Below are 13,385 nucleotides of genomic sequence, written 5' to 3'. Positions count from 1 at the left end.
GAACTGCTTGCTTCCATGCCGGCATGGTTAGCCTGACGTGAAGCGGCCGGCGCGCTCTGTTAAATCGTCACCCGTTGCCTGGGCGCGATCCCGCACCAGCTCATGACGAGATCGGCGAGCATCTTGATCTCGAGATCCGCGGGGGTGCCGCCGGCGAAATCGGCGACCGATTGCCCCAAGGCGACGGCGCGAACATAGGCCGAGCGGCTGCCGATCATCGGCCCGATCTCTTCGTCGAGCGTATCCAGTTCCTCGATCAGTTGCTGGCCTTCGAGCGTGCGCTGGTCGACGCGGTTCGGCACGATCATGGCACGGAGCGCCGTTCGCCGCGTGGCACGCACCTCCCGCACGATGTCGAGCGTCCGCGCGGTGGCCTCGATGTCAAGGCCGGACGGCGTGCACGGCATCAGCACGATATTTGCGACCGCGAGCACGGCGCCCAGCACCCGATCGTTCGGCGCGGAGTCCACCACGATGATCTGATGCGGGATCTGGCGCATCAGCTTGGCCCATTCGGCGACCGGCCGGGTTTCCGGATCAAGCTGGTAGACGGGGAACGACAGATTGCCGGGCTCGGCCCAGTGACACGCGGACGCCTGCGAGTCGGCGTCGACCAGTCCCACCACGCCCGTGCGCCGATCCAGTTCTGCGGCCAGCAAGACCGCAAGGGTCGTCTTTCCGACCCCGCCCTTGCGCTGGGCAACCGAGATGACAAGCGGCATCGCAAACTCCTGGCGTTATCCCCCGTGCGTGCGCGGGAGGACACCTTCATCAACGAGCGTCAGCATCCGCGGCAGACAGACCCGCTTTGCGTCGTAATTGTCCCGCACGAAGCTGCGCGCCTTCATCCGCATCTTCTTGAAGGCCTTGGGCCGTGACAGCACCGAGACTACCTGATCCGACAGCGCATCAATATCAAAAAACGGCACCAGCAGGCCGTTGCCGTCCGAGATGATATCGCGAAGCGGGGCGGTGTCGGATGCCACCACCGCACATCCCGCGCTCATCGCCTCCAGCAGCGACCAGGACAGCACGAAGGGATAGGTCAGATAGACGTGCACCGAGGAAATCTGCAGCAGTTCGAGATACGGTTTCCGAGGAATCCGGCCGAGGAAATGCAGCCGGCGAAGGTCGATGTCCGACTTGATCTCGTCGAGGAACATCGACTTCCAGCTCGAACCCTTGGGTGGGTTCGCGCCGTAGGATGTCCCGCTGCCGCCGACGATCACAACCTGCGCATTCGGCCGCGCGGCGAGGATCCTCGGCAGGGACCGCATGAAGATATGGAATCCGCGCACCGGCTCGAGGTTGCGCGAGACGTAGGTGATCACTTCGTCGTCCGCCGACAGCGTCGCACCGTTCGGAAGCTGAAACCGCGCGACCGGGTTGGGCTTCACCTCGTCGGTGTCGACGCCCTCGTGGATCACCTCGATCTTGCTCTGAAACTCGGCGGGAAAGGTCGACCTCTGCCATGGCGTCGGCGAGACGCCCGTGTCGCATTCCGTGAGCGCCAGCAGCGTGGTCGCATTCTTCAGATGGAGCGCGACATTGCCATCAAGGCCGGTCATGGGAAATTCGGGATCGAAGCCGACGTCCCTGCCCTCGGCACCGTAGTAGAATTCGCAATAGAGGATGATCCGCGCGCGCGGAAACATCGTGCGCAGCGGCAGCGTCTCGCCCCAACCGGGATGCGCGAAGATTAGGTCGGGCACGAAGCCCTGCCCCGACAGCGACGACAGCGCGTACAGAACCTCTTCGGCACGCCGCGATTCGACATCGAAGCGCCGGGCAAACGGATGGACGACCGCGGAATCCGTCTTGGTCGTCGAATATTTGAGCAGCCGGATATCCGGCGTCGTGCTCGCGGTCGATGAACCGACCGCAACAACCCTGTTGCCGGGCTGCTCTGCGAGCGCACGCGCAATGTGGCGGTACTGGGCCGGAAAGTTATTGTGGACGAACAGGACGTTCATTGGCGGGCGAGCGCGCCCCCCGGCCGCGCGGTCTTCGATTGGGGTCAGGGTCTGCATCATCACCGGCGGTATGTCATCGATTGGCGGGCAAAACTATCTTACCGGATTAACATTAAGCCCCCTTCTATCACACAGATTTTTGGGGCACACTGCGGGAGACTTATCAATCCATTCCGTTAGGCTCGCAGGCGACAATGAACGAACAGATTCAGCAGAAAACCATTGATCTGGCACGGGGTCTCTTCCTGGTTCGATACAATGGCGCAGATGATAAGGTGTCACCTCCGGTGGTGCGCGTATACGCGGATCGCGCCAGTCTTAACAATTGTAATATCATTACCGGACCGGACGTGGTCAATGGAACCCTGTTCGCGCCCGAGACCGCGCTGGTCGTGTCGGTCGCCCGACCGAGCCGCCTGATCGTCGAGGTCACGGCGGGGCGCGTCGGCGGGTCGACCGCCGCCAATATCAAGATCGAGCCGCTGACCCAGGGACAGCCGGCTGAGCAGCCGGCCGGCCAGCCATTCGACATGTTCGAGCCGGAGGCTGGACCCGGCAAGTTGAGCGACCTCAAGCTGCTCGCGCATGTCGCGGGTCTGGGCGACGTGACCGTCGGCTCGAATGTCTGGATTGCCGGACCGTCCGCGCCGGCCCGGATCGAGGGAATTTCCCTCGAATGGCCCAACAAGCCGCACGATCTCCACCTGCAATACGCCGTCAAGTTCGCCAGGCCGCAGCGGGGCGACAACCAGTTCGTTCCTCTCGGAACCTTTGCCGGAACCCGGGGACGCGCATTGGCCATCACGGGGTTCTCGCTGGAGGCCTCGGGTCCCGGCGCGGATCGCTACGCCATCGCGGCTGAAACCATCTTCCTGGGAGCTCCGACCCTGCGGGTCACCGGGAACCGTATTGTGGTGTCGGGTCCTTCCGGACGGGAACCGCTGGTGGGCCTCAAGCTCAATCTCGAGGAGCGCCGGGTGCAGGCGGCCCCTCTCGCGCCCCAGCAGCCGAGGCGGGTCGAACCCGCCACTCCGATGCCGCACCAGGACGGACCCCGCCTCGAGGGACGGGTGCGCGTGTTCCGGAGCCGGCAGGGCGCCGTCAAGACGGCAGGCTGACCATGCGGGCAGATAAGGGCGCCACTTGACCGCCGACGCGCGCAGGATCGCCTTTACGTCCAAAACGCTCCACCACGTCGATCTCGAGCGGGCCGCTGTCGGGGCGCTCGAGGCGCGTGATTTCCGCCTGGCGTTCGCGCTCGCCGACCGCCGCTGCCGGATCCTGCCGCATCCGGGCGCCCGCGCCCATCTGCTGCGCGCGGAAGCGCTGTTTCATCTCGACCTCAGGGATGCGGCCATCGCCGGCGTCGCGAGGGCGCTCGAGCTCGAGCCGGACGATCTGGTCGCTGCCCGGCGAATGATGGCTTGGGGCGACGACCTTCAGCAGATCGAGGCGGCGCGAAGCGTCACGCGGCGTGACGACGATCCGGATTCGGTCAGGGCCGCCCTGCTGCTGCTCGAACAGAGCGGCCAGGACAGCTGCGCCCGCATCGACTTTCTGGACGAAGAGGTGAAGGGATGGGTGACGTGGCGCGGGCCGGGCGACCCGCACCTTTCGCTGGCGCAGGCGGATCAATCCAGCACGATCCAGCTTCCCGCCGATCCACGCCACAGATTCGCGCGTGACGGGCGACAGGCTGCGAGCTTCCGTCTGATCCGGCCCGCGTCCGCGACCTCGCAGCGCCTGCAGATCACGCAGGCGGACCGGGTGATCGCAAGTGTTCAACTCCCGGCCAACCGCGTTCCGGATCACCGGGCCGCACCACGCCGGCCGGCTCGCCTTCGAAACGGCGAACCTTCTCCGCTCACCATCATCATCCCGGTATATGGGGATCTCGCCGCAACGCGAGCCTGCATCGACAGCGCGTTGAATGCGCTCGCCTGCACGCCGGGCTCGACCATCGTCGTCGTGGACGATGCGTCGCCCGAGCCCGACATCAAGCGCCTGCTCAACGAGCTCGCCGCCGAATTCCGCATCCGGCTCCTGACCAACGAGCACAATCTCGGCTTTGTCGGTGCGGTCAACCGCGCGCTCGGCGAGACCGGCGCCGGCGACGTCGTGCTGCTGAACTCGGACACGATCGTGCCGAAATACGCGCTGCAACGCCTGCGCAGCGCGGTGCAATCGACGCCGAGGGTGGGCACGGCGACCCCGCTGTCGAACAACGGCGAATACACCAGTTTTCCAATCCCGAACCGGTCAAATCCCCTGCCCGCGGCCGGCGAAATCGAATTGCTGGGCGAACTTGCAGGCAGAGCCAATTCCGGGATTGCGATCGACATCCCCAACGGCATCGGGTTCTGCCTCTACATTACCCGCGAATGCCTCGACGCCGTGCGCGAGCTCTCCGACGACTTCTATCGCGGCTATCTCGAAGACGTCGACTTCTGCCTGCGCGCGGCGGAGGCCGGCTTCCGCAACGTCTGCATTCCTTCGGTCTTTGTCGGACACGAGGGCTCGCGCTCGTTTCTGGGCGAGAAGCGTTCGCTCGTGATGCGAAATCTTCGCGTTCTCGAACACCGTTACCGGCGCTATGCGACGGACTGCGCCGCATTCCTGCTTGCCGATCCACTCCGCGATTGCCGCGCGGCACTTGAGCTCAAGCTGCTCGCGAGCCAGCAGGTCGCCGCCGGCCCATCTGTCATCCTCTGCGGCTCGTCGGCCGGCCGCGCAATCGCCATCAGGCGCTGCCGGCAGCTGACTGCAGAGGATCAGCACGGTCTGGTCGTGCAGATCCGCTCCGAGGGACAACGCCAGCTGGCTACGGTGTTTGATCCGGATGGCGGAGCGCCGCAGTCGATCGCACTCGACGTTGCGACGCCTGAGGATCGCGAAGCTCTTCTGAGGTTTCTCGCCGATCTCGGAATCCGGTCGCTCGAGATTGCGGAGCCGAACCGCATTCCCGGCGCATGTCTGGCGCAGCTCACGCAACACTTTGCCTACGACCTCCTGATCACCGACACCGCGCTTGCAATGCGCGCGGCGGTCGGATCGGGCGTTCATCCGGACTGGACAAGCCTGGTCGCCGAAGCGCGGCGCGTGACTGCGATCGATGACGACGGCGCAGCCTTTTCGGAAGCCGTTCTCGGCCTGCAAGTCGTGAGGCTGAGCGACCCGCCCGTGCCGCCGGCGCTGTATCCCGAGGTGAGCGGCCCCGCGCGTCTCGGCCTGCTGGTCCTGCACACCAGCGCCGCGGAATTTCGCTTCATACGAGCGTTGAGCGATCAACTGGCCGACGCCGACGAAGACATCGAGATCGTCGTGCTGGGGAGTACGCTCGACGATCTCAAGCTGATGCAGCGCACGAATGTGATCGTCACCGGCGATATTGCCGTCGACGACGTCGCCACGCTCATCGAAGGTCACGGCATCACGAAATTGGTTCTCGACATCGGCGAACCAGCATTTGGTCATCCATTGGTGGAAGCGCTACTGGCAACCGGGCTGCCGATCGCCGCGACGGAATGGAGCCCGACGCCTCCGGGGCGTGGCCGCAGCACGGACCTGAAGCTGCAGCCAGGCTTTGATGCCGATGCAACGATTGCTGCCGTACGCGACTGGGCGGTCGAGGACGTCCTGCTACAACCCGATCGGAGGAGCGGTCGACACCGGCGGCAGGTTGGCACGCGGCTTCCATGATCGCGGCGGCCATGCGAGCGAGGAGAACGGCGTCGAATCCAGCCCCAGCAGCGGGCTGTAATAGGGATCGTCGAGCAGCACATCTCCCCATTTCGCGCGCAGGATCGACAACTCGCGCCTGAAGCGTGCCCTGCGATCCGGCGCGGAATCGCGACCGCGGCTTGCCGACTCCAGATGAACGAGTTTCGCGTCCGGCGTGAACACGATCCGCTTTCCGAGCTGGCGCAGCTTCAGGCACAAATCGATATCGTTGAAGGTGATCGGAAAGCGGATCTCGTCCATGCCGCCGACGGCCACGAAATCGCGCTTGCGCATCAAGAGGCACGCGCCCGTCACCGCCGAGCATTCGTGCGCCACCTGAAGCAGATCGCCATAGCCGGGATCACCATCCATCCGGTCGTTGAAGGCGTGCGCGGCCGAGAAATTGGCCCCCAGCACCACTCCACCGTGCTGCACGACGCTGCTCGGCCAGAGCAGCTTTGCACCGACGGCTCCGACATCGGGAGCGGCGAGCCGCCACAGCATCTCCGCCAGCCAGCTGTCGTCGAGCGCCTCGACGTCATTGTTGAGAAAGCAGATGTTCTCGGTATCGACGCAAGCGACGGCGGCGTTGTTGATGAATGCGAAGTTGAAGGGCCCCTCGACCGAGATGACGTCGATTTCCTGCGAGAGGCTCTCCAGATAGTCCAGCGTTTCCGGCTCGGTCGAGCTGTTGTCGACGACGAGGATCCGGGCGTTCGTCTCATTTGCCGCTGGCATGACGGTCTCGATGCATCGCTTGAGCAGCTCGGCGTGATTTCTGGTCGGGATGATGATGGTGGTGCGCTCGTTCCAATCGACGGCGCGCTTGACCCGAGCGGCTGGAAGAAGACCCGCTTTTCGCGGCTCGACATTGGCCTCGATGCCGGCCCTGGCAAAATACGCCTTGCTTGCGGCGACCAGTTCGGCGGTGGCGGCCGCTGCATCGATCCGCGGCAATGCCGCAACCGATCCCGGAAGATGATAGGTTCGATCCGGCTCCGCGCAGCAGAGGAAGATGTCGTAGAGCGACGTCGCCGATCGCAGCGCTTCCAGGGCACGTTCCCGGCGCACCGCAAAACAATACGCCCCATAGCCCTGCTCGAGCGCGCGCTCGAGATCGAACGCCGAAAACGCCAGCGGCCAGACAGCGCCGGCGCCCGCAGCAACTTCGACGTCGCCATAGACGAGATCGCAGCCGGGTTCGGACGCGAATAGATCGGCGAAGCGCTGCAAGGCGTCGTGCGTGAGGATCGTTCCGCTCAGACAAAACACAAAGAACGCGCCGCCGGCGGCATCGCCCTCGACAAACTCGCGCGCTGCTTTTGGATCGAATTGACTGAACGCCCGCGCCGGCAGGGACACCGCCGACCAGGCGGAGTGCTGTTGGGCTTCGAGGCTTTCGATGCTCTCGTCCACCCTGACATCGCCGATCAGGACGACTGCCGCCTCGGATGCAACATCAGACTGTTCGGATTGCGTCGTCGGCGAGAAGCGCTCTTTCCAGCCGCGATAGGCGTGAAACGGCAGCGAGGCCGGCAGCACCCGGTCGAACAGCTCTCCACGAAGCCGCTCGCTCTCCCAGCGCCCGAGATCCGCGAGCGTCTGCTCCAATCCGCGATCGAAAGCGACGAAGGAAATCGGCTCCGAGATCAGGCTCCGTCCCGAAATCGTCCGCGCGGATAGTCCACGCATGCGACCGTCCGCAAAATGCTCGGGCAGATGAAAATCGATCCGGCGGCCGACGCCGAACTCGCCGCCCCGCGCAACGTTGGTCCACCCGGTCGGCTTCACGGTCATCACCGGACGTTGCGCGATCAGGATTTCGATGTCCTCGTCGATGTCCTGAGCAAGCCAGCCTTCGAAGCGCAGACCTCCGACCCACTCGATATCACCGATCCGGTGCCATCGCGCTTCCGGCGCAGCGACATCGCAGCGAATTGGAGCACCGACGGGAGTGCCGATATTTGCCAGCCTTGCCTCAATGATCCCGGCGTTCGCGCTGACCTGATCCTGCACGTTGAAGGTAAAGCCAAATCGAGCGTCACCGATCCCGGCGTCGGCAAGCTCTGTTACGAACTCGTCACACAATGATGACATGTATGGCTCGCCGTCGACGAGCAGGTCGACGGTGTAGCGTCGGCCGAGATCGGCGCGATCATAGACAAACCCGGAAAACGTCGTGCGATCGGATCTGGAGAACTGCGTTTGCAACGACGCGTATTCAGCTCCTGAGGGCTTCTGCTTGCCAATCGTCTTCATGCTCATGTCCACCCTCAAACGGCAGCTCGATTGTCGGTCGATTTCAAGTTGAGAATGTGTCCATGGTGCGCCCGAGGTGACCAGCGGGCGCTCAGCTGCACCGAGGCGATCACCGTTTGCACAAAAAGCCGCCGACCTCCAACACAAACTATCCGCTATAAAACTTGGCGTTATCGGCGCCAATTGTGCTAGTGCTAACTCCTCCTCTCCACACTGATCGACGAGCGGATTCATGAAGATTGCAATGGTTGGAACGGGATATGTAGGTCTCGTATCCGGAGCGTGTTTTGCCGATTTCGGCCACCAGGTCGTTTGCGTCGACAAGGACGCCGGCAAGATCGAAGCCCTGAAGCGCGGCAAGATCCCGATCTACGAAACTGACCTCGATAAGCTCGTCGAGACCAACGCCGCGGCCGGACGGCTGACCTTCACGACGGAGCTCGCGGGCGCGGTCGCGGATGCTGATGCCGTGTTCATCGCGGTCGGCACACCCTCGCGCCGCGGCGATGGCCACGCCGACCTGTCCTACGTCTACGCTGCCGCCAAGGAGATCGGCGCGGCGCTCAAGAAGTTCACCGTCGTGGTGACGAAGTCGACCGTGCCGGTCGGCACCGGCGACGAGGTTGAGCGCATCATCCGCGAGACGAACCCCGCGGCCGACGTCGTGGTCGCCTCGAACCCCGAGTTCCTGCGCGAGGGCGCGGCGATCCAGGATTTTCGCCATCCCGACCGCATCGTCGTCGGCACCGAGGACGATCGGGCCAAGAGGGTGATGGGCGAAGTCTATCGCCCGCTCTACCTGAACCAGGCGCCGATCCTCTATACCGCGCGACGCACGGCTGAAATGATCAAATACGCCGCCAACGCGTTCCTGGCGACCAAGATCACCTTCATCAACGAGATCGCCGATCTCTCGGAAAAAGCCGGCGCCAATGTCCAGGAGGTCGCGCGCGGCATTGGCCTGGACAACCGCATCGGCACAAAATTCCTGCATGCAGGCCCAGGCTTCGGCGGCTCTTGCTTCCCGAAGGACACCCGTGCGCTGTTCAAGACCGCGCTCGACCACGACGTCCAGCTGAAAATCGTCGAGGCCACGCTGACCGCGAACGACAACCGCAAGCGCGCGATGGCGCGCAAGGTCGCCAACGTGCTCGGCGGCGAGCTGCGCGGCAAGACCATCGGCGTGCTCGGCCTGACCTTCAAGCCCGATACGGACGACATGCGCGAGGCGCCCTCGATCCCGCTGATCAACGGCCTGATCGACTTCGGCGCCAAGGTTCGAGCCTACGATCCCATCGGCATGGAGCAGGCGCGCAAGGAATTGCCCGAAATCGAGTACTGCAAGGATGCCTATGAATGCGCGCGCCAGGCCGATGCGCTTGTCATCGTGACCGAGTGGCGCCAGTTCCGCGCGCTCGATCTCAAGCGCATCAAGCAGGAGATGAAGCATCCGGTCGTCGTCGACCTGCGCAACATCTACCGTCCGGACGAGATGGCCGCACACGGCTTCACCTACGACAGCATCGGTCGGCCGCGTTGAGCGCTCGCGCCCGGCGGCGATAGCCGCCGGCCGGATCCTGGAGCCTTGGTTCTGATCAAATCAGGACCAAGGCTCTCTTCTTGTCTGACGCGTTTTCTGCACGCGCACCGGCATCCGCTTCCGAAGCCGCCTTAAGCGTGGGCGGGCGCGCCAAGCTGGACAAATGCATCCAGTTCGCGCGCCAGCGCTTCCTGCCAGGTCGGCATCGCCACGCCGAACTGCGCCTTCAGCCGCGACAGATCCAGCCGCGAATTGCCCGGACGCACCGCCTTGGTCGGAAAATCGGCCGCTGCGATCGGAGCGATGTTCTCGACCGCCAGCGTGACGCCGCGAGACCTCAGCCCGCCGACAATGGCGGTTGCGAAGCCATGCCAGCTGGTTTCGCCGGCGCAGACGAGATTGACGACACCTCCCCGGCGCACGAGCTGATCGTGCAACGTGGTGAGGTTCGGCAGGACGATGCCGGCGACCGCACCGGCGATCGCTGATGCCGTGGTCGGCGCACCGATCTGATCGGCCACGATCCGCAGCTCCTTACGCTCGCCCGCGAGCCGCGCGATGGTGCGCAGGAAATTCGTGCCCTTTGCGGCATAAACCCATGAGGTGCGCGCGATCAGATGCGCCCCGCCTGCCGCCTGGATCGCGACATCGCCGGCAAGCTTGCTGGCGCCGTAGACCGACAGCGGTTCGGTCGGGCTGTCCTCGCGCCACGGCCTGTCGCCCGAACCATTGAAGACGTAGTCCGTGGAGAAATGCACCAGCGGCACGCCGTTCGCCGCAGCCCATTTGGCGATCGCTTCAGGTCCCTTCGCGTTGACCAGGAACGCCAGCTCGCGTTCGTCCTCGGCGCGATCGACGGCGGTATAGGCCGCCGGATTGATGATGAGATCGGGCTTCAAACTCTCAAGTTGGCTCGTCAGCATCTCCGGCTTCGACAGATCGAACTCCGCGGTGGGTGGCGCGATGATCGTGCCGTGGCTTTCCAGCAAAGGCTTGAGCGCACTGCCAACCTGGCCGCGTGTTCCCGTCAACAAGATCCGCATCAGATTTGTCCATAGGTCGGAAGGTTGCTGGCGTCGGCGAGGAGCGGCGCGTCCGCATCCTTGGCCGACAGCTGTGGCTTGTCGACGCCCCATTTGATCCCGATCGCGGGATCATCCCACCGGATCGAGAGCTCGTCCTTGGGGCTGTAGAAATCATCGCATTTGTAGAAGAAGTCGGCGGTCTCCGAGAGCACCACGAAGCCGTGGGCGAAGCCGCGCGGCACCCATAATTGTCGGCGGTTCTCCTCGCTCAATTCGACCGCGACATGCTTGCCGAAATTCGGACTGCCGACGCGCACGTCGACGGCAACGTCCAGCACCTTGCCGCGCAGCACGGAGACGAGCTTGCCCTGGGTGACCGGGTTTTGCAGATGCAGCCCGCGCAGCACGCCATAGGCCGAGCGGGACATGTTGTCTTGCACGAACGGACGCGTGATGCCGTGCTCGACATAACGCGGAGACTGGTAGGTCTCGAGGAAGAAGCCGCGCTGGTCGCCGAACAGCTTCGGCTCGACGATCAGGACTTCAGGAAGCTCGGTCTTGATGACGTTCATCTAACATTTGTTCCAGTTTGACGCGCTTGAAATGTTAATTTCCATCTCATAACAAACTTGTGCAGCGCACGCTATATGTTATGTTCTGATAGTCAAATTGTGAGGGACCATGAAAGGCATTATCCTTGCCGGTGGCACCGGCTCGCGCCTCTATCCGGTGACGACAGTCGTCTCCAAGCAACTGCTGCCCGTGTTCGACAAGCCGATGATCTACTATCCGCTGTCGACGCTGATGCTGGGCGGAATCCGCGATATCCTGATCATTTCCACGCCGCAGGACAAGCCGCTGTTCCAGCGCTTGCTCGGCGATGGCAGCGAGATGGGTGTTCGGTTCGCCTATGCCACGCAGGAGACCCCGCGGGGCCTTGCCGACGCCTTCATCGTCGGACGCGACTTCATCGGTGATGACTCTGTTGCCCTTGTGTTAGGGGATAACATTTTCTACGGCCACGGCCTGCCGAGCATGCTGTCGTCCGCCTCGATCCGCAAGAAAGGCGCCACCGTGTTCGGCTACGTCGTGAACGCGCCTGAACAGTACGGCGTGATCGAGCTGGACGGCACCGGCCGGGCATTGTCGATCGAAGAGAAGCCGAAGCGGCCGAAATCCAACGTCGCGGTCACCGGCCTCTACTTCTATGACAATGATGTGGTCGACATCGCGGCGGGCATCAGGCCATCGCCGCGCGGCGAGATCGAGATCACCGACGTCAACAAGGCCTATCTCGAACGCGGCGACCTCTATGTCGAGGTGCTCGGCCGCGGCTTTGCCTGGCTCGACACCGGCACCCATTCCTCGCTGGTCGAAGCCAGCCATTTCGTCCAGATCCTGGAGCAGCGTCAGGGCCTGCGCATCGCCTGCCCCGAGGAGATCGCGCTGCGCCAGGGCTACATCTCGCTCGAAGCCTTCGCGAGGGTCGCACAGAAGACCGCCAAGAGCAGCTACGGCGAGTACCTGCTGTCGGTCTACCGCTCATTCCACGGCGAGCCGCGCGCGGCGGAGGTATTCAAACATGCGGTTTAAGGGATCGACGATCTTCGTCACCGGCGGCGCCGGCTTCATCGGCTCCGCCGTGGTCCGCCACCTGCTGCGAGACACCCACGCCCGCGTCGTCAATATCGACAAGCTGACCTATGCGGCAAACCTGGCCTCGCTGCCCCGCGCCGCCGAAAGCCTGAACTACACTTTCGAGAAGGCATGCATCTGCGAGGCGCAGAACCTGCGTCGGCTGTTCGAGAAATATCAGCCCGATGCGGTGATGAACCTTGCCGCGGAAAGCCATGTCGACCGCTCGATCGACGGCCCCGGCGAATTCATCCAGACCAACATCGTCGGCACCTTCACGATCCTGCAGGAGACGCTGCGCCACTGGCGTTCGCTCTCGCCCGAGAAGCGCGACCGCTTCCGCTTCCTGCATATCTCGACCGACGAGGTGTTCGGTTCGCTCGGCGACGAAGGGCTGTTCACCGAGACCACGGCGTATGCGCCGAACTCGCCCTATTCGGCCAGCAAGGCGTCGTCCGATCATTTGGTGCGGGCCTGGCGTGAGACCTACGAGCTGCCGACCCTGGTGACCAACTGCTCCAACAATTACGGCCCCTATCACTTCCCGGAAAAGCTGATCCCGCACATGATCATCAAGGGGCTCGCCGGCGAGCCGCTGCCGGTCTATGGCGACGGCAAGAACATTCGCGACTGGCTGTTCGTCGAGGATCACGCCAAGGCGCTGACGCTGGTGCTGGAGCGCGGCGAGGTCGGCGAGACCTACAATGTCGGCGGCCGCAACGAGCGCACCAACCTGCACGTGGTCGAGAGCATCTGCGACCTGCTCGACGAGGTCGTGCCGGCCGCGGCAGGCCCGCGCCGCCGGCTGATCAATTTCGTCGCCGACCGCCCCGGCCACGACCGCCGCTACGCCATCGACGCCACCAAGCTCGAGACCGAGCTCGGCTGGCGCGCCGAGGAGAATTTCGAGACCGGCATCGCCAAGACCGTGCGCTGGTATGTCGACGAGCAACCCTGGTGGCGCGCCATCCTGGAGGGCGGCTACAAGGTGGAGCGCGTCGGCCTGAACCAGTAGTCGCCGATCACGGCGGATCATCAGCGACGGTGACAGCGCCGACCATCGTGGGACTTGCGGAACATCTCTCGGCCGGAATATGTCCGGCCGATCGGGTGCAGGGATGCAGGCCTCGGCGATCATGACTTGGCGTCGATGAGTTGGCGTTGATGAACTGCAACGCGGCCTGAAGATGCAAGGACGTGCTGGCATCAGACACGTCCAACGCCCCCGGTGAG

10 protein-coding genes are annotated in these 13,385 nt (G+C 63.9%); 5 read left to right on the top strand and 5 right to left on the bottom strand.

What is annotated here, in order from left to right; all coding sequences use genetic code 11:
- Window positions 1–59: 59 nt before the first annotated feature.
- Both RX327_RS14595 and RX327_RS14590 read right to left on the bottom strand, forming a co-directional pair.
- Complete coding sequence (locus tag RX327_RS14595) at window positions 60–722, bottom strand: ParA family protein (protein ID WP_028331570.1); 663 nt, start codon at window positions 720–722, stop codon at window positions 60–62.
- Between the two features lie 15 nt (window positions 723–737).
- On the bottom strand, window positions 738–1,973 hold the full coding sequence (locus RX327_RS14590) for a glycosyltransferase family 4 protein (RefSeq protein ID WP_050387053.1): 1,236 nt from the start codon (window positions 1,971–1,973) through the stop codon (window positions 738–740).
- Between the two features lie 194 nt (window positions 1,974–2,167).
- Between RX327_RS14590 and RX327_RS14585 the strand changes: the two genes are divergently transcribed.
- Together RX327_RS14585 and RX327_RS14580 are read left to right on the top strand one after the other, a co-directional pair.
- Window positions 2,168–3,091 carry a hypothetical protein gene (locus RX327_RS14585; RefSeq protein ID WP_283090220.1) on the top strand — a complete coding sequence of 308 codons (924 nt, stop codon included), beginning with the start codon at window positions 2,168–2,170 and terminating at the stop codon, window positions 3,089–3,091.
- Window positions 3,092–3,116: 25 nt separating this feature from the next.
- Window positions 3,117–5,672: a glycosyltransferase gene (locus tag RX327_RS14580; protein WP_050387054.1), complete on the top strand. Its 2,556-nt coding sequence runs from the start codon at window positions 3,117–3,119 to the stop codon at window positions 5,670–5,672.
- On the opposite strand, the gene RX327_RS14575 is transcribed toward RX327_RS14580, so the two are convergent.
- Window positions 5,613–7,952: a glycosyltransferase family 2 protein gene (locus RX327_RS14575; RefSeq protein WP_244482549.1), complete on the bottom strand. Its 2,340-nt coding sequence runs from the start codon at window positions 7,950–7,952 to the stop codon at window positions 5,613–5,615. The genes RX327_RS14580 and RX327_RS14575 overlap by 60 nt on opposite strands.
- A 232-nt stretch (window positions 7,953–8,184) precedes the next feature.
- Between RX327_RS14575 and RX327_RS14570 the strand changes: the two genes are divergently transcribed.
- Window positions 8,185–9,492, top strand: a complete 1,308-nt coding sequence (locus tag RX327_RS14570) for a UDP-glucose/GDP-mannose dehydrogenase family protein (RefSeq protein ID WP_317250663.1) — start codon at window positions 8,185–8,187, stop codon at window positions 9,490–9,492.
- 131 nt (window positions 9,493–9,623) lie between these two features.
- Here the strand turns inward: RX327_RS14570 and rfbD are convergent, their stop codons facing one another.
- Window positions 9,624–10,535 carry a dTDP-4-dehydrorhamnose reductase gene (rfbD, locus tag RX327_RS14565; protein ID WP_050387056.1) on the bottom strand — a complete coding sequence of 304 codons (912 nt, stop codon included), beginning with the start codon at window positions 10,533–10,535 and terminating at the stop codon, window positions 9,624–9,626.
- Window positions 10,535–11,089 carry a dTDP-4-dehydrorhamnose 3,5-epimerase gene (gene rfbC / locus RX327_RS14560; protein WP_050387057.1) on the bottom strand — a complete coding sequence of 185 codons (555 nt, stop codon included), beginning with the start codon at window positions 11,087–11,089 and terminating at the stop codon, window positions 10,535–10,537. The genes rfbD and rfbC overlap by 1 nt, the downstream gene beginning before the upstream one ends.
- Before the next feature lie 109 nt (window positions 11,090–11,198).
- Here rfbC and rfbA point away from each other — a divergent pair, with 109 nt between their 5' ends.
- Together rfbA and rfbB are read left to right on the top strand one after the other, a co-directional pair.
- Complete coding sequence (gene rfbA, locus RX327_RS14555) at window positions 11,199–12,110, top strand: glucose-1-phosphate thymidylyltransferase RfbA (RefSeq protein ID WP_018270712.1); 912 nt, start codon at window positions 11,199–11,201, stop codon at window positions 12,108–12,110.
- On the top strand, window positions 12,100–13,167 hold the full coding sequence (gene rfbB, locus RX327_RS14550; protein ID WP_028331577.1) for a dTDP-glucose 4,6-dehydratase: 1,068 nt from the start codon (window positions 12,100–12,102) through the stop codon (window positions 13,165–13,167). Before rfbA ends, rfbB begins: the two co-directional genes overlap by 11 nt.
- Window positions 13,168–13,385: the final 218 nt, after the last annotated feature.

The organism is Bradyrhizobium sp. BEA-2-5, from assembly GCF_032918025.1.
GTDB lineage: Bacteria > Pseudomonadota > Alphaproteobacteria > Rhizobiales > Xanthobacteraceae > Bradyrhizobium > Bradyrhizobium pachyrhizi.
The sequence above is the reverse complement of the archived record's forward strand: the minus strand, read 5'-3'. Positions and strand labels throughout refer to the sequence as shown.